At 64.4% G+C, this 16988-nt stretch carries 16 protein-coding genes; 1 reads left to right on the top strand and 15 read right to left on the bottom strand.

The features are described 5' to 3' along the window. Positions 1–12: 12 nt before the first annotated feature. The 9 genes from EN818_RS17180 to EN818_RS17140 form a co-directional block, all read right to left on the bottom strand. Positions 13–813: a lysophospholipid acyltransferase family protein gene (locus EN818_RS17180; protein WP_095806565.1), complete on the bottom strand. Its 801-nt coding sequence runs from the start codon at positions 811–813 to the stop codon at positions 13–15. Between the two features lie 30 nt (positions 814–843). Beyond that, a complete protein-coding gene (gene rimI / locus EN818_RS17175; RefSeq protein ID WP_095806566.1) occupies positions 844–1338 on the bottom strand; it encodes a ribosomal protein S18-alanine N-acetyltransferase in 495 nt (164 codons plus the stop codon). After that, on the bottom strand, positions 1338–2051 hold the full coding sequence (tsaB, locus tag EN818_RS17170; RefSeq protein ID WP_095806567.1) for a tRNA (adenosine(37)-N6)-threonylcarbamoyltransferase complex dimerization subunit type 1 TsaB: 714 nt from the start codon (positions 2049–2051) through the stop codon (positions 1338–1340). The genes rimI and tsaB overlap by 1 nt, the downstream gene beginning before the upstream one ends. 125 nt (positions 2052–2176) lie before the next feature. Then, positions 2177–3283, bottom strand: a complete 1107-nt coding sequence (locus tag EN818_RS17165; protein ID WP_095806568.1) for a DUF1513 domain-containing protein — start codon at positions 3281–3283, stop codon at positions 2177–2179. 251 nt (positions 3284–3534) lie between these two features. Beyond that, the gene (locus EN818_RS17160) at positions 3535–4614 is read right to left on the bottom strand and encodes an imelysin family protein (protein ID WP_095806569.1); all 1080 of its coding nucleotides are present in this window, start codon (positions 4612–4614) and stop codon (positions 3535–3537) included. Beyond that, positions 4614–6215, bottom strand: a complete 1602-nt coding sequence (locus EN818_RS17155; protein WP_095806570.1) for a di-heme oxidoredictase family protein — start codon at positions 6213–6215, stop codon at positions 4614–4616. The genes EN818_RS17160 and EN818_RS17155 overlap by 1 nt, the downstream gene beginning before the upstream one ends. A gap of 12 nt (positions 6216–6227) precedes the next feature. Then, entirely contained in the window at positions 6228–6713 is a 486-nt protein-coding gene (gene bfr / locus EN818_RS17150; RefSeq protein WP_095806571.1) for a bacterioferritin, read from the bottom strand. Further along, the gene (locus tag EN818_RS17145) at positions 6679–6990 is read right to left on the bottom strand and encodes a (2Fe-2S)-binding protein (protein WP_095806572.1); all 312 of its coding nucleotides are present in this window, start codon (positions 6988–6990) and stop codon (positions 6679–6681) included. The genes bfr and EN818_RS17145 overlap by 35 nt, the downstream gene beginning before the upstream one ends. A gap of 105 nt (positions 6991–7095) precedes the next feature. Beyond that, positions 7096–8385, bottom strand: coding sequence for an imelysin family protein (locus EN818_RS17140; protein ID WP_095806573.1), 1290 nt, complete (start codon positions 8383–8385; stop codon positions 7096–7098). Positions 8386–8818: 433 nt separating this feature from the next. Between EN818_RS17140 and EN818_RS17135 the strand changes: the two genes are divergently transcribed. After that, positions 8819–10072 carry an FAD-dependent oxidoreductase gene (locus EN818_RS17135; protein ID WP_095806574.1) on the top strand — a complete coding sequence of 418 codons (1254 nt, stop codon included), beginning with the start codon at positions 8819–8821 and terminating at the stop codon, positions 10070–10072. Positions 10073–10127: 55 nt separating this feature from the next. Here EN818_RS17135 and EN818_RS17130 read toward each other — a convergent pair whose 3' ends face one another. The 6 genes from EN818_RS17130 to EN818_RS17105 form a co-directional block, all read right to left on the bottom strand. Continuing rightward, positions 10128–11405 (bottom strand): 4-aminobutyrate--2-oxoglutarate transaminase, encoded by a 1278-nt coding sequence (locus tag EN818_RS17130; RefSeq protein WP_095806575.1) that lies wholly within the window; start codon positions 11403–11405, stop codon positions 10128–10130. A 142-nt stretch (positions 11406–11547) separates the two neighbouring features. Continuing rightward, the gene (locus tag EN818_RS17125; RefSeq protein WP_095806780.1) at positions 11548–12297 is read right to left on the bottom strand and encodes an ABC transporter ATP-binding protein; all 750 of its coding nucleotides are present in this window, start codon (positions 12295–12297) and stop codon (positions 11548–11550) included. Continuing rightward, positions 12294–13139, bottom strand: coding sequence for an ABC transporter ATP-binding protein (locus EN818_RS17120; protein WP_135904819.1), 846 nt, complete (start codon positions 13137–13139; stop codon positions 12294–12296). Before EN818_RS17120 ends, EN818_RS17125 begins: the two co-directional genes overlap by 4 nt. Then, positions 13136–14062: a nickel transporter permease gene (nikC, locus tag EN818_RS17115; protein WP_095806577.1), complete on the bottom strand. Its 927-nt coding sequence runs from the start codon at positions 14060–14062 to the stop codon at positions 13136–13138. The genes EN818_RS17120 and nikC overlap by 4 nt, the downstream gene beginning before the upstream one ends. A 208-nt stretch (positions 14063–14270) precedes the next feature. Continuing rightward, the gene (locus EN818_RS17110) at positions 14271–15332 is read right to left on the bottom strand and encodes an ABC transporter permease (protein ID WP_165350075.1); all 1062 of its coding nucleotides are present in this window, start codon (positions 15330–15332) and stop codon (positions 14271–14273) included. Positions 15333–15356: 24 nt separating this feature from the next. Beyond that, a complete protein-coding gene (locus EN818_RS17105; RefSeq protein WP_176478387.1) occupies positions 15357–16985 on the bottom strand; it encodes an ABC transporter substrate-binding protein in 1629 nt (542 codons plus the stop codon). Positions 16986–16988: the final 3 nt, after the last annotated feature.

Genomic DNA, 16988 nt, shown 5'->3' with positions numbered 1-16988 from the left:
AAAAAACAGACGTCATCTGCTCGGGCTCGGATCGGCAAGCGCCCCCTGAACCATTTCCCGCACCCTGCCTTCCATCCGTCTTGCCGTTTCCTTGCGGTTCGAGCCTTTGGAGAACGGCACCGGCTCGCCGAAATGCACCTCGGCGTCGAGCGCGCCCTCGGCAAGCAGCACCTTCAGGTGCGGCATCAGATCCTGGTCGCCGATCCAGGCGGCAATCGGCCTGTGACGGCGGCCCATCGGCACGCCATGCAGCCGGGTATAGGCGATCGCAACCGGCTGGATGAACACCTGTTCCGCCGCCCCTTCCGAAATCGCCATCGAGGCCGCGCCGAACAGAGTGCTCTTGAACGGCAGCACCAGATTGCCGTCGCCGGTCGAACCCTCGGCAAACAGCACCATGGCATCACCCTTGGCCATGCGGCTGGCGATCTCGCTCGCCTGGTCGCCGGAGGTGCGCTTGCGCTCTCGCTCGATGAAGACGGTGCGCTGCAGCTTGGACAGCATGCCGATCAGCGGCCAGCCTTCCATGTCGGCCCGGGCGATGAACTTCACGTCGACAAAGGAGCCGAGCACCATGATGTCGGTCCATGAGACGTGGTTGGCCACGATCAGCAAGGGGCGCTGGGCGGCCAGCGCGCCCTTGACGTGGACGCGTATGCCGAGCGCCCTCAGGATCATGCGGTGCCAGATTTTCAGAATGACGGTCTCGGGCCACAGTCCGGTCTTCATCGACAGGATCTGCAGCGGCACCAGCACGAGCGAGCCCAGGGCGACATAGCCCAGCGCAAGAAAGATCCTCAGCTTCTTTGTCATTCCGCGCGAGGTCCCCCTAGCAAAAACTGGCTAGCGAAGATCGCGGCGCATGACAAGCGCGCCGGTCGGGCCGTGCTCGGTCGAGCGGTAATAATTCGGGCGCTGGCCGACCTGACGGAAGCCGAGCCGGCGATAAAGGCCGATGGCCGGCGCATTGGTCTCGTCGACCTCGAGGAAAAGCGCCTCGGCGCGCTGCGCGTGCAGTTCGCGCAGCACCGCGTCCATCAACTGCCAGCCGAGGCCCTGGCGGCGATGCGCGCGGGCGACGGCAACCGTCAGGATCTCGCCCTCGCCGGCCGCAAGCCGCGCCAGCACGAAGCCGGCCGGCGGTTTGGCTCCCTGTCCGGTCTCGCGCGCGGCATAGCCGAACACGGTGTCCTGTTCGAGCAGAGCGGCGAATTCAGCCTCTGTCCAAGGCCGGACGAAATCCTCCTGATGCAGAACGGAGACAACCTCGCTGTCGGCAATCGTCAACGGTTCCAGCGCATACTCCCTGCGGCGCGGCTGAAAGAAGGGTATGCGCATCAGGATTCTTTTCCCTCTCGAGACCCGAGCGCGCCAGCATCATGCTTTCTCGGCAGTATGAAGCCAGCTTGCGGCTTGGCGTCGGCGCCGCGCAAATAGAGCGGCTTTGGCTTCTCGCCCGGGCCCCTGGCGGCAGCCAACCGGGCATAGGTCGCGATGTCGGCGGTGGCCGCATCCGGACCGAAATCGAAGGTAGTTCGAGCGGCCGCAGCAATCTGCTGCGCGGCGGTGCCGGCGAGGACCGCCTTTGCGTCGAGGGCCATGGTGGTCGCCTCGGCCAACGACGTCACGGTAGGACCGTAAGTCGGGACTAACGCACTATCGAACAGAGCCGCATGGATTTCCTCGCGGCCGGCATCAAGTGCTGCAAGCACAATGCGGCCGGGAAAGGTGTGTGCCGCCTCCGCAGCCAGCGCTTCCAGTGTGGTGACGCCGATCGCGGGGATCTTCAGCGCCAGCCCCAGGCCGCGGGCCGTCGAGACACCTACTCGCAGGCCGGTGAACGAACCCGGACCGATGGAGACGGCGACGGCACCGAGACCGGCATAGTCCGTTCCGGCTGCCTTCAATACGGCATCGATGACCGCCATCAGATGCTCGGCATGCCCCTTGCCGAGGTCGAGCACCTCGCGGCCAAGCTCAGCGACGGCCGTGGCGTCATAGACGCAGGCGGCACAGAGATTGGCGGCGCAGTCGATGGCAAGCAGCTTCATGGCGGCCGGTTAAAGCTTCGGTTCAAACACAATCCCCTGTGCCCGCCACGGCTCGCCGCCGCAAGGGGCAGCGCGCACAAATATTGATTCGCTTCAAAACGAGGCCATCTGAAGTTGATCGGCGCTCAGGCGGTCGGCTCAATGCGCAGCATGTGGTTGTCCCAGACATAGTCTGGCTCGGAGCGCGTTTCACCATTGCCTTCGACGATGTCGCCGGCGCCCGTGCTGGCGATGAAGCCGGCACCGTCGGGAGCCAGTCCGCAGACCTCGACAAGCGATTTGGTCGCCAGGATGCGGCCGCTGGCAGCATCGATGACGGCAAGCGAATTTCCCTCCGGCGACGTGAGGGCGACAGTGCCGGCGCACGGATTGGCAGCGACCGAGCCGATATAGTTGCGCAAGCCGGAGAGAACGTCCTGCGGCATCTCCAGCAGTTCCAACCCCTTGCCGCGCGAGGCGCGCCCGACAAGCGCCGGACGGTCTGACGCCGGCCCGCGATACTGGCAACCGAACCAGACCGTTCCAGCCTGATCGCAATCCATGTGGCGGATCGAGAGCTGGTGCAGCGCCGCCGGCAGTTCGTGCTTTTCGATGAGATCGCCGGAGATGCGGTCGACCAGCGTGTAGGACGGCTTCATGGTCGCGATATTGAGCTCGGCGCGGCCGAAGTCCGGATGGGTTTCGATGCCGCCATTGGCAATGGCGAGCGTCCTGCCGTCGCCGAGCAGCAGGAGCTCATGTGGTCCCATGCCGTAGGTCGGGAACTCGCCGATGCGGCTGAATTTCACTCGCGCGTCGTAGATGCCGACGACACCGGCGGCGTTGTCGAAGTCGTTCTCGGTGGCATAGAGCAGCGCGCCGTCGGGCGAGAACACGCCATGGCCGAAGAAATGCCGGCCGGCGATGCTGGCGATGGTCAAGGGCGGCTCGCGGCCGGCATGGTCGAAGACAACCGCGAAGGTGCCGGGCTGGCGAGCGAAGACGACGGAACGCTTCGACACCGGGTCGAAGGTGACGTCATGGCCACGGTCGGGCAGATCGACCGTGTGCAGGACCTTGCCGGCCTCGGAGAGAACGGCGGCGCCGAAGCCGCCGTCGCGCTTGACGAAGGCGGTGGCAAAGACCGCGTCCGCCGCAAGCGTGTCCGCCCAGGCGCGCGGCGCCATGGCCGCGGCGAAGCTCGCCCCCGCGGCGCGCAGGAAGTCGCGGCGATCGATCAGTCGGGTTCTCATGAGATGGCCCTCAAGGGCATAGGGTCGCTCCACGACACGGCAAGTACCGGTCGCGCGAACTGATGATCGCAAACGTTGGAGGCTACGGGTCTGCGCCGCGTCGCTTCGCTCCTTGCTTCGCCCGTGGATGACGACGGGAAGAAAGTTTCAGCCAATTTCGGGAACATGCGACCCCGCAAAGCAAGCTCGCCCGAACTTCCAAAGCGTCCGAGTCGGTCCTGCGAAATCCACACCGCTCCCGACATCATTGTTCAGTCCCCATCCAGCGACGAAAAGCCGGCGGTCAGGCCGAACTCGGCGGTCATCCTGGTGCCGATCAGGGTCGAGAGGCTGGAGGTGATCAGCGCGAAGTGTTGGAGCTTGTCACGCTGCGCAGGGTCGCCCAGCGCCTTGTCGATCGGACCGGTGACGGATTTCACTGTCGCCACGCCGTTGACGAGTTGGATGTGAATGGATTCGCCCATCCACCGGGCATCGGCCGGCAGCGCATCGCCGAGCTTTGAAGCCCGGAAGAGTCGATCGATGCCGGTCAGATTTCCGGCCAGCGAATTCGCGGTGTTCTGCGAACGCCAGTAGATCGCCTGCTTCGGCTTGTCGGCCTCCGGCTTCGCGCCGAGGAACCCCTTGAGCCGCACGTCGCGGATCATTTCCAGCTCGTTGATGAAGACGCCCACGAGTTCCGTCACGGCTTCGGTGCCGTCGCGATAGACGGGGTTTTGCGGCCCAGGATTGGCCCACAGCGCGGCGAAGCCATCGGGCTTGTTCCAGGCATCGGCGACATCGCCGGCCATAGTCTTGATGTTGTCGGCGACAGCAGCGCCATAGGCGCAGCGATAGGGATCGTCCGCGCCGGCAAGAGCATCGGCGCCATCGCCGAAGAGCACGAATTCCAGCGCGCCGAGCCCCTGCATGGCCACGCTCTTGCCCGCTAGTTGCAGCGGATCGGCTGCTGCCGGATCCTTGGCGGCGAGGGCTGCCTGGACCTGCTTCAGGCCGATGCCTTTGCGGTCCGGCCAGTAGAGCATGCGCTCCAGTCGATTGTTCTGCTTGATCGGCCCGAAGGCGATGATTTCGGCCACCGACCAGGCTTCGACGGTGGCCGAGAAATCGGCGCGCGCCGCCTCGAGACTTTGCTGCGACGGTGCCTCGCAAAGCGTGCGCATTGCCTTGGCCAGGCTGGCTGCATGATCGTCCAGGCTGGCGTAGGCCGGGCGGACAAAACCGTCGATCGCACGCCCTATCACATCGGAGGCCTTCACCGCCGCCGATGCCGGCATTGCGGCGGCCAGAAAGAACGGAAGAGCAAGGGCGGCTGCCAGGCGGTTCAACATCAGAGCGACTCCAGAAATTTGATCAGCGCATCGCGGTCGGCGGCGCTGGCGGCCGCAAAGCGGTCGCGAGCCTTGCGGCCCTCGCCCCCATGCCACAGGATTGCCTCGGCGAGGCTGCGCGCGCGCCCGTCGTGCAAATAGAACGTGTTGCCGTTGACCGTTCCGGTGAGGCCGATGCCCCAGAGCGGCGGCGTGCGCCATTCGTTGCCGGTCGCTTCCCCCACACGTTGCCCGTCGGCCAGGCCCGGACCCATGTCGTGCAGCAGAAAGTCGGAATAGGGCCAGATCAGTTGGAATGCCTGCGCCTTGTTGGGCGTGCCGCGCAAGGTGACGAATTTCGGCGTGTGGCAGGAAATGCAGCCCATGCCATAAAACTGCTGCTTGCCGGCAAGCACCTGCGGCGCGTCGATGTCGCGGCGGGCCGGCACGGCAAGGTTCTGTGAATAGAAGGTGACGAGGTCCATGACCGGCGGCGGCGCTTCCGCCGTGCCAAGGCGCTGCTGGACGCCGTTCGGCATGGCAAGGCAGACCTTTTCGGCCGCGGTGCAGTCGCCCCAATGTTTGGGCGATTCCGGCGTCGAGATGCCGATGTCTCCGGCAAAGGCGTCGGCTGCCTGCTGGCGGATCGATGCGCTCTGCGCCTTCCAGCCGAAGCGGCCGAGCGTCAATTCACCGCTCAGTTCGTCGCGCACGATGTTCGGCCTGCCGGAGATTCCGTCGCCGTCGCGGTCGTCCGGATCGGCATGGGCGAGGATATCGACGGGGGCGATCTGCTCGATGAGACCGAGGCCGATCATCGGCGGCGTCAGGCGCGGCGACAAGCTCGTGGCCGGATCGAGCGGCCCATAGCCGAGGCCGTCGATGGAATAGCTCGGCTTGCGCAAGGAAACCATGCTGCCGTCGCCGAGCGCCACCTTCTCTTCCTGATAGTCGATACGCATCCGGCCTTCGCCCTTCAGGCCGGGAACTGCCAGTTCCTGCAACTGCGAACCGTAGACCGGATCGGGAAAGTTCAGCGCCTTGCGATCGGCAAGCGCCACCTTCTCCTCGGCACTGCCTGCATCGCGGGCGAGCCGCAGGAAGATCGAGGTCGAGCCGGCGCCGCCTTCCGGCGGACGACCGCGGCCATCCTTCAGATGGCAATTCTGGCAGGCGCGTTCATTGAACAGCGGACCAAGCCCGTCCGAAGCCTGGGTCGACGAAGGCGACGACACCCAGTTCTTGCGGAAAAGGGCGTTTCCGAGCTTGAAGTTGCCTTCTTCCTCGAAGGTGATGTTGGCGGCCGGTTGCGAGAACGCGTCGCGGCTGGGATCCTTGCGCGAAGTGCCGGCGCCGCCCTGCATCAGTTCGAACGGCTCGGGCTTGGAAAAGTCCGTGGTCGGCCGCGTGACGGCGAGGACCCTCGCCTCATCCTTGGGCGTCAAATCGGTGCGGCTGGCGGCAAGGCCGGCGCTACCAGTCTCGCCGGCCATGGCCGAGGCAGATAGCGCCAGCAGAAGCGATGCCCCGCGACAAATCTGGTATCGCGGGGTCTTCTGGAGCGGCAGGCTTCGGCTCTCCACCTGTCGCGCGCGGCGCAAGACGTCTACGGGGCGCCGCATTCCCGCATGTCCTTACTCCGCCTCGTTGGCCGAATCGGCGTTGAGCTGGCCGTATTTTTCCTCGCCGATCGAGGCGAGCAGGTCGAGCTGCGTCTCCAGGAAATCGATATGGCCTTCCTCGTCGGCCAGCAGTTCCTCGAAAAGTTTCATCGACACGTAGTCGCCCGCCTCCTGGCAGATATCGCGCGAGCGCTTGTAGGCCGTGCGCGCGTCATATTCGCCGGCAAGATCGGATTCGAGCACTTCCTTCACATTCTGCCCGATGCGCAACGGCGCGACGGACTGAAGGTTCGGATGCCCTTCGAGGAAAATGATGCGGGCCACCAGCCGGTCGGCGTGGTGCATCTCCTCTATCGATTCCGCCCGTTCCTTCTTCGCCAGCTTGGTGTATCCCCAGTCCTCGAGCAGGCGGTAGTGGACCCAGTATTGGTTGACGGCACCAAGCTCCAGAAACAGAGCTTCGTTAAGCCGCTCGATGACCTGCGGTTCGCCTTTCATGGGTTCTGCTCCCGAATTGGCCGCGCAAGCCTCTGACGCGGTCCAGATGTGAAACGATGTCCACGCCGCCCACCTCCGAACGGGCATGGTAGTTTTCGGTGACCCGAATGATCGTTTCCACCACATTTGGGAAGCAGCCGCAACAGCGGCCGCGCTTGTGCATGGCGTGATAGACCTTCGCCGGCACGATAAGCTGCCAGGGATCTTCATCAAGCAGTGCGATGATCGTCTGCTCGATCTCCTTTTCAGTGATGATGTTGCAATGACAGATCAGCATTCACTTGCCCTGGCTGACGGCGCCGCCCGGCACCGTTGGCTGGTTCTCAATCAATCATGATTTTGTCCAAAAACCGACTTCCACCTTCTGGGAATAGGCGCAGGCTTATTTGAACACCTTGTCCGGAGCATCGAGGCTGTCCGAGCCCTCGAAGGCGATCGCGTTGAGCTTCAGGGAACCGACGGCGCGCTCGATGGACTTGGTCTGGTCGACCAGCGCGTCGATTGCCGCCTGCACGGTGGCGTTGCCTTCAACGTTGCCCTCGGCGATCTGCTGGTCATAGGCCTCGCCGGCCACGGCGCGGGCCTTGATCGCTTCCATTCTGGCGACGGTCACCTCCAGCTTGCCGGACAGTTCCTGGTCGATCGCCGGGTCTGCTGCCTTCACCATGTCGGACACGGAAGGCCCCGAGACGACGGTGCCATCGAGCCGGGTGTAGCTCGCATGATAGGCGGCGCGAATGCCGGTCGCGTCGTAGAGGTGCGAGTTGTAGGTGTTGTCGGAAAAGCAATCGTGCTCCTCTTCCGGATCATGCAGCAGAAGGCCAAGCTTCATGCGCTCGCCGGCGAGTTCGCCGTAGGAGAGCGAGCCCATGCCGGTGAAGATCGCCGAGATGGCGGCGCTCGGCTCGCCGTCGATGAGGTTCTTGCGCGCGGCGCCGTCTTCCTTCCAGTCGTCGACCATCTCCTGCAGGTCGGACACCAGCAGGTCGCTCGCCGACTTCAGATATTCGGCGCGGCGGTCGCAATTGCCGCCGGTGCAGTTCTTGAGATCGTAGTCCGTGTAGGGCCGCTCGCCGGCGCCGGGGCCGGTGCCGTGCAGGTCCTGGCCCCAGAGCAGGAATTCGATGGCATGGTAGCCGGTTGCGACATTGGCCTCGACGCCGCCGGCTTCCTGCAGCGTACCGGACAGGAACTCGGGCGAAAGCTTGGAGGCGTCGACTTTCTTGCCGTTGATCTCGATCTCCTTATTGGCGATCACATTGGCGGTATAGAGCGAATTGGTGTCGGACTCGGTGCCGTAGCTCTTGGCGACATAGTCGATCAAGCCTTCATCCAGGGGCCAGGAATTCACCTTGCCTTCCCAGTCGTCGACGATCTTGTTGCCGAAGCGGTAGACCTCGGTCTGCTGATACGGGACGCGCGCCGCCTTCCAGGCCTCGCGGGCCGCGTTCAGCGTCTCCGTCGAAGGCTTGGCCAGCAAAGCGTCGACCGCCTTGTCGAGCGCCTGCGCCGTGGTCAGCGAGTCCTGGTATTTGGCGAGCGCGATGTCGGCATAGGTCTTGATGACGGCCTTGGCGTCGGTCTCAGCCTTGGCCGGCAGCACGAACACCGCCGCCGTCAGCGCGGCCGTGGCGCAGATCGCAGCCAAGCGGCCGCCATTACGGGCTGTCATTATCGTTCTCCAGTTCCTTGGGAATTCGGTAAAAGGCGCGCGCGCCAAGCCGTGCCGAAACGTGGGCATGCCGCCGGGCAAAAGATAAGCCGCGCCAACGCGCGGTTCGCGGAAGAAAGACACCAATGCCTCCAATCGAAAGGGTTCAAGGCCCAGACATCAAAGGGATGCGCCCGCGGCGCAGGGCCTCCATAAACCGACGAAGACGCCGGAAGTCAACTGGCGCGCCACAGAAAAATCAATTGAAACAACTGTTTAGAATTATTCTAAACTAGAACTGTCAACTTTATCTGCCGCATTATGCCCTGCCGATGCGGAATCCTTGCGGTTGACAGGCAGCCATTCTGGGTGCGACCCGGACCAAGGCACTTGCGGCGGCGGCAGACAATCGCCACCTGCCGGAAAATCCTAGATTTGAAGGCAAAGGATTGCGATGACGAACGGGGTTGTGATTGTCGGTGCCGGTCATGCCGGGGTGCAGGCGGCCGCGAGCCTTCGCGAGGAAGGCTATGACGGGCCGGTCATCCTGATCGGCGACGAAAACGAACTGCCCTATCACAAGCCGCCGCTGTCCAAGACCTTCATCAAGGATGCCGAAGCAAAACCGCAGCCTCTGCGCGGCGAAGCCTTCTATTCCGGCAGCAGCATCGACTATCGGCCGGGCTTGCGGATCGACAGGATCGATGTCGGCGCGCGCAGGCTGGACGTGGCGGGCGGCGGGATGCTCCCCTTCGATCGGCTGGTGCTTGCGACCGGCTCCCGCCCGCGTCTGCTCAAGCTCGAGGGCGCGGAACTCGCCGGGGTGGTTTCGCTGCGCTCGTTGGGCGACGCGCGCCTGATCCGCGAACTCAGTGCGCACAGCGAGGATGTCGTCATCCTCGGCGGCGGCTTCATCGGTTTGGAAATCGCGGCGACGCTCAGGGCCGCCGGTCGCAAGGTCACTGTCGTCGAGGCCCTCGACCGGCTGCTAGGCCGGGCGGTGGCGCCGGTGATCGCGGCGCATGTGCGCCAGCGCCTTGAGGCGATGGGCGTGCGCGTGCTGACCGGCACGACCGTTGCCCGTCTGGAAGGCGAAGGCGGACGCGTCTCGGCCGCGATCACATCGAGCGGCGAGCGCCTGGCGGCGCAACTGGTCATCATCGGCATCGGCGTGGTGCCCAATGTCGAGCTGGCGGAAGCCGCCGGCATCGCGATCGGCAACGGTATCCGCGTCGACCATCATATGCAGAGCTCGATCCCGGAAATCCTCGCCATCGGCGACGCCGCCTCCTACCGGCACTGGTTCACCGGCGGTGACGTGCGGCTGGAATCGGTGCAGAACGCCACCGACCAGGCGCGGCTTGCCGCGCGCACCATCCTCGGACACGCCGAGCCCTATTCCGCCGTGCCGTGGTTCTGGTCGGATATCGGCGACATGAAGCTGCAGATGGTCGGACTGACGCAAGGCGGCGACAGCCACGTGGTGCTGGGCGAGCCAGCCGAGAACAAGTTCTCGATCTATCATTATGCGGGCAACCGGCTGCTCGGCATCGAATCCGTCAACCGTCCGGCGGATCACATGCTCGGCCGCAAGATGCTCGGCGCCGGTTTTTCGCCGACGCCGCAGACAGTCGCGGGCGGGCCGGACGCGCTGAAGGCAGCGCTTGCCGCTTTCAGTCAGAACGAACCGGCACGGGCGGCGGGTTAAGCCGGCTTGCTGCAGAGCATGGTCTTTTCCGAAAGTCGGTTCTCAGCTTTCGGGATTATGCCGCGCGCGCCTCGCGGATCGAGCTCTCCAGAATATCCAGCGCCTCGTTCATGACGCCGTCCTGGATGGTTATCGGCGACAGGAAGCGGATGACGTTGCCGTAGACGCCGCAGGTGAGCAGGATGAGGCCCTTGTCGAGGGCCTTCAGCCTCACCGCATTGGCGAATTCCGCCGACGGCAGGCCTTTCTTGACGTCGTTGAACTCGACCGCGTTCATGAAGCCCGGTCCGCGGATGTCGACGATCTCCGGCACGTCATCGCGGATGGAAACCAACCTCTGCTTCAGCCGGCTGCCCAGCGCGTTGGCACGGTCGCAGAGCTTTTCCTCCTCGATGACGTCGAGCACCGCATGGGCGGCGGCGACGCCGATCGGGCTGCCGCCATAGGTGCCGCCGAGCCCGCCCGGGCCCGGCGCATCCATGATCTCGGCGCGGCCGGTCACAGCCGCCAGCGGGAAGCCGCCGGCCAGGCTCTTGGCCATGGTGGTGAGATCGGGCGCGACGTCGTGATGCTCCATGGCGAACATCTTGCCGGTGCGGGCAAAGCCGGTCTGCACCTCGTCGGCAACGAGCAGGATGCCGTGCTGGTCGCAGATCTTGCGCAACGCCGCCATGAAGTCGCGCGGCGCTTCGTAGAAGCCGCCCTCTCCCTGCACCGGCTCGACGATGATGGCGGCGACCCTGCCCGGATCGACATCGGCCTTGAACAGCTTGTCGAGCGCGGCGAGCGAATCCGCGACCGAGACGCCATGCAGCGCCACCGGGAACGGCGCATGGAAGACATCGGCCGGCATGGCGCCGAAGCCGACCTTGTAGGGCACGACCTTGCCGGTCAGCGCCATGCCCATGAAGGTGCGGCCGTGGAAACCGCCGGAGAAGGCAATAACCGCCTGGCGGCCGGTGGCGTTGCGGGCAATCTTGATCGCGTTCTCGACCGCTTCGGCGCCGGTGGTGACGAAGATGGTCTTCTTGTCGAACTTGCCCGGCAGAATGCCGTTCAGACGTTCGGCCAATCGCACATAGCTCTCGTAGGGCACGACCTGGTGGCAGGTGTGGGTGAAGCGGTCGAGCTGAGCCTTGACGGCCTCGATCACCTTCGGATGCCGGTGACCGGTGTTGACCACGGCGATGCCGGAGGAGAAGTCGATGTAGCGACGGCCTTCGACATCCCAGATTTCCGAATTCTCGGCCCGGTCGGCATAGATCTGCGTCGTCATGCCGACGCCGCGCGAGATCGACTGGTTCTTGCGTTCGGAAATGGCCGAATTCTTCATATCGTCCCTCATCGGGGGTGCAAAGCCCGTTCGTGTTGATGCCGCTGAACCTGTTCTGAGCTTATTTCACGTTTTGCTCAAGTCAGCACCAGAGCCCAGTCGATTGGGCCTGCGAACCTCCTGCCGCCGCGGAAAAGGCCGCTCAGGCCGTCCGGACAAAGCCCTCGGAAGCCCTGAGCAGGTTGCGCGTGTAGTCTTGGCTGACGCGATGGCCGATCAGCTGGCTCGCGGTCAGCGTCTCGACCGCCTCGCCGTTCTGCATCACCATCAGCCGCTCGCACATATGGGTGATGATGGCGAGGTCGTGGCTGACCATCAGGAAGGTGAGCTTGCGCCGCCGCCGCACTTCTTCGAGCAGGTTGAGCACCTCCGCCTGCACCGAGGCGTCGAGCGCCGAGGTCGGCTCGTCGAGCAGCAGGATCGATGGCTCCAGGATCAGAGCCCGGGCGATGGCGACGCGCTGGCGCTGACCGCCGGAGAGCTGGTGCGCGTAGCGGAAGCGGAAGCCCTTGCCGAGACCGACCTCGTCGAGCGCGCGCTCGATGCGCTTCTCGCCGTCGGCAACGCCATGAATGGCTAAAGGCTCCTGCAGCAGCCGGTCGACGGTCTGGCGCGGATGCAGGGAGCCGTACGGATCCTGGAAGACCATCTGCACGTCACGATAAAATGCCTTGTCGCGGCTTTTGCCGAGCGTCTTGCCGTTGACGGTGATGGTCCCGGACGAGACGGGCGCCAGGCCGGTAATGGCCTTGAGAAGCGTCGACTTGCCTGAACCGCTCTCGCCGACCAATCCGTAGGATTCACCTTCCCTCACTTCGAGGCTGACGCCCTTCAGCGCACGAAAGCGATCGAAGATCACCTCCGCTGCCTCGATAACAATAGCGGCCGTCACGCCGCCCACTCCGGCTTGCGGTCGAGGACCGGCAGCGGATGGCGTTCGAAGCCGATCCTCGGCATGCAGTTGAGCAGGCCGCGCGTATAGGGATGCTGCGCATCGCGCAGCTCGGACGCCTTAAGCTGCTCGACCACCTTGCCGGCATACATGACGACGACGCGATCGCAGAAGGAGGAGACCAGGCGCAAATCGTGCGAGATGAAGATCAATCCCATGCCGCGCTCGGCGACCAGCCGGTCGAGAATGTTCAGGACATCGAGCTGAACGGTTACGTCGAGCGCCGAGGTCGGCTCGTCGGCGATCATCAGTTCCGGCCCGGCGATCAGCATCATGGCGATCATGGCGCGCTGGCCCATGCCGCCCGAGACCTCATGCGGGTGCAGGTCGAAGACGCGGGCCGGGTCGCGGATCTGCACCGCCCGCAACATCGCCAACGCGCGCTCGCGCGCCTCGGCCCTGGACACCTTCTCATGCGTGCGCAGCGTCTCGACGATCTGACGGCCGATGGTCATCACCGGATCGAGCGAATATTTCGGATCCTGCAGGATCATGGCGATGCGATTGCCCCGCAGCGCCCGTCGCTGGCTGACCGATGCCGAAAGCAGATCGATGCCGTCGAAGCTGAGCCTCTTGGCCGACACCTCAGCCTGGGGCGGGGTCAGCCCCATGATGGCGCGGCCGGTCTGCGACTTGCCGGAGCCGCTCTCGCCGACGATGCCCAGACGTTCGCGGCCTAGCGAGAAGGTGACGCCGCGGACCGCCTGCACGACGCCGGTGCGGGTCGGAAAGGTGACGCGCAGGTCGTCGACTTCGAGAAGCGTGTTCTTGTCACCGCTCATTGGTCGCCGCTCCGGGGATCGAGCGCGTCGCGCAGGCCGTCGCCGAGCAGGTTGAAGCCCAGGCTGACCACGAGGATCGCGGCTCCCGGCGCGGCGGCCACCCACCACTGGTCAAGGATGAAGCGACGGCCCGACGCGATCATCGCGCCCCATTCGGGCAGCGGCGGCTGCGCCCCGAGGCCGAGGAAGCCGAGGCCGGCGGCGGTCAGAATGATACCGGCCATGTCGAGCGTCACCCGGATGATCAACGATGAGATGCACAGCGGCATGATGTGGCGCAGCACGATGCGGAAGGGCGAGGCGCCCATCAGCTGCACCGCCTTGATGTAGTCGGAGTTGCGCACCGTCAGCGTCTCGGCGCGCGCGATGCGCGCGTAGGGCGGCCAGGAGGTGATGGCGATCGCCAGCACCGCGTTCTCGATGCCCGGACCGAGGGCCGCGACGAAGGCAAGCGCCAGCACCAGCTTCGGAAAGGCGAGGAAGATGTCGGTGATGCGCATCAGAATCGCATCGATCCAGCCGCTGGCATAGCCGGCCACGGTGCCTACGAGCAGGCCGATGGGCGCGGCGATGACTGCGACGAGGATCACGACATAGAGCGTCCAGCGCGAACCATAGATGATGCGCGAATAGATATCGCGGCCAAGATCGTCGGTGCCGAACCAGTGCACGGCGCCGGGCGGAAGCAGGCGGGCATTCTTGAGATCGCCGACGGTCGGCGAATAGGGCGCCAGCACATCGGCAAAGGCAGCAACCACCAAGAGCCCGATGATGATCAACAGGCCGACTAAAGCCAGCCGGTTGGCTGAGAAGCGCCGCCACGCCACATAGGCGCGGCCGAGCCTTGCCTGAACGCGCGAAGCCGGCCGTTCGCTGAGCAGCCATTCGCGGCGGGAGAGGGGGGCGGCGTCGGAGGCGGTCATGACGATGCCTCTTGAGGCTGTCGACCCCCACTCCGGTCTGCTTCGCAGACCACCTCTTCCCCGTTCGACGGAGCGGTCGACGGGGAAGAGGAAAGGCGCCAAGCGGGCGACCAGCTTTTCCTCTCCCCCGGGCAGGGGGAGAGGTGGCCCGAAGGGCCGGAGTGGGGGTGGTTGGCCGCAGCCAAGCCCGAAAGTGCGATACCCCTGCTCATCCGGCCTTGGTCCTTGGATCGAGCAGTCGGTAGAGCAGATCGGACAGAAGGTTGATGGCGATAAAGACCGAACCGATGATGATGGTGCCGCCGAGCACCGCGTTCATGTCGGCGTTCTGCAGCGAATTGGTGATATAGAGGCCGATCCCGGGCCAGGAGAACACGGTCTCGGTCAGCACCGAGCCTTCGAGCAGGCTCGCATAGGACAGCGCTATTACCGTCACCATCGGCACCGCGGCATTGCGCAGGGCATGAGCCCAGATGACGCGCGTTTCGGACAGGCCCTTGGCGCGCGCGGCGACGATGTATTCCTGCGCCAGCTCGTTCAGCATGAAGGAGCGCGTCATGCGGCTGATATAGGCAAGCGCGAAATAGCCGAGCAGCGAGGCCGGCAGGATGATGTGGCGGAAAGCGTCGTAGAAGACGTCCCACTGGCCCTGCATCGCCGCATCGAGGAGATAGAAGCCGGTGACTGGCGTAAAGCTGTACTCGTAGACGACGTCGAGCCGCGCCGGAAACGCGACCCATTGCAGCTTGGCGTAGAACAGGACGAGGCCAAGAAGCCCAAGCCAGAAGATCGGCACGGAATAACCGATCAGGCCGATGATGCGCACGATCTGATCGACCAAGCTGCCGCGCCGGACCGCTGCCAGCACGCCGAGCGGCACGCCGATGACGGCGCCGATGATGGTGCCCAGCGTGGCGAGCTCGATCGTCGCCGGAAAGACGCGGCGGATGTCCGACATCACCGGATTGGTGGTCAGGACCGAGGTACCGAAATCGCCGTTGAGGGCGCTTTTGACGTAGATATAGAACTGCTCGATCAGCGGCAGGTCGAGACCCATCTCGCGACGCGTACGCTCGACAACGGCCGTCGGGGCCCTATCGCCGAGCACGGCCAGCACCGGATCGATCGGGATGACGCGGCCAATGAAGAACGTGACCGCGAGAAGACCTAGATAGGTCGTTACCGCGATCACCAGGAAACTCCCGAGCGACGATAGAATGGCGACGCCGCGGGCGCTGCCGCGCCCGGCCGTCGCCTGGGTTTCAGCCACGCTCACGTGGCGCGCCCGCTGACACTATTCCTTCGAAACCGCGCCGACGAAGTTGGTGTCGAAGCTCGGGCCGAGCGCAAAGCCTTTGAGGCTTTTGCGCAGTCCAGCCACTTCCAGCTGCTGATGGATGATGACGAAGGGGCTGGTGTCGAGGATCTTCTGCTGCAGGTCCTTGTACATGTCTGCACGCTTGCCCGAGTCCTTCTCCAGCAGCGCTGCTTCGGTCTCCTTGGTCAGGTCCGGAATATCCCAGGCATTGCGCCAGGCGAGCGTCTTGATCTTGGCGCCGTCGGAATTGTCCGGGTTCGAGGCGAAGGTCTGCGCGTTCGAGTTCGGATCGAAATAGTCCTGGCCCCACTGGCCGATATAGATGTCATGGTTGCGGGCGCGGTACTTGGTCAGCGTCTGCTTGCCGTCGCCCGGGATGATCTCCAGTTTGATGCCGGCCTGTCCCAACGTCTGCTGGATCGATTCCGCCATGCCTGTCTCGGGCTGTTTGCTGCGCACGTCCATGGTCACGCTGAAGCCGTCCGGCAGGCCGGCCTTGGCGAGCAGTTCCTTGGCCTTGGCGACATCCAGCTTGAAGGGATTGTCGTCGACGGCGCCGAGGTCGCCCTTGGGCAGGAACGACTGGTGGATCTCGCCGATGCCCTTGAGGATGGTCGAGCTCAGGGCATCATAGTCGACCAGATACTTGAATGCCTGTCGAACCTCGGGCTTAGCGAGATTCGGGTTCTTCTGGTTGAGGCTGATATAATAGACCGTGCCCTTGGGCGCGCTCGTCGTCGTCAGATCGGCGTTCTTGGCGACGGCGTCGAGGTCGTTCGGCTCGAGGTTGCGGGCGACATCGATATCGCCGGCCTCCAGCGCCAGACGCTGCGCCGAGCTTTCCTTCATGTAGCGGTAGATGACGCGGGCGAGCTTGGCCTTCTCGCCATTGTAATTGTCGTTGCGTTCCAGCACGACGGCCTCATTGGCGCGCCACTCACGCAGCTTGAACTGGCCGGAGCCGGCATAGCCGGTCTTCAGCCAGGCATTGCCGAAGTCATTGTCCCATTTGTAGTCGGCGCTCGGTGTGACGGCAGCGACATGTTCCTTGACCAGCTTGCTGTCGACGACTGAGGCGACGGTGGCCGACAGGCAGTTGAGCACGAAGCTCGGCGCATAGGCCTTGTCGACGACGAACTGGAAGGTGGTGTCGTCGACCGCCTTGGCCTTTTCGGTGACGTTGTCGCCGCTGATGCCGAACTGGTTGATGATGAATGCCGGGCTCTTGTCCAGCTTGATGGCGCGCTCGAAGGAATAGGCGACATCCGCTGCTGTGATCGGGTTGCCGGAGGCGAACTTCATGCCGGGTTTGAGCTTGAAGGTATAGGTCAGGCCGTCGTCGGAAACGGTCCAGCTCTCCGCAAGGTCGCCCTTGACCTTGGAGGTATCGCTGAGGTCGAGCCGGACCAGCAGATCATAGGTGTTGCCGGTGACCTCTGCGGTCGATAGCTCGAACGCCTCGCCCGGATCCATGGTGATGATGTCGTCGAACGCGAAACCTTCGACCAGCGTGTCGGCGGGCGTGACGGCGAAAGCAGGCGCCGTGAGCAGCGCAGCCATCGCCGCGCCAGCAAGCAAGCCACGGAAAGCAAACTTTTCCAGCATCAT

The organism is Mesorhizobium sp. M3A.F.Ca.ET.175.01.1.1, from assembly GCF_004791945.1.
GTDB lineage: Bacteria > Pseudomonadota > Alphaproteobacteria > Rhizobiales > Rhizobiaceae > Mesorhizobium.
Note: the sequence above shows the minus strand (reverse complement) of the source record. Positions and strands in the feature narration are given on the sequence as shown.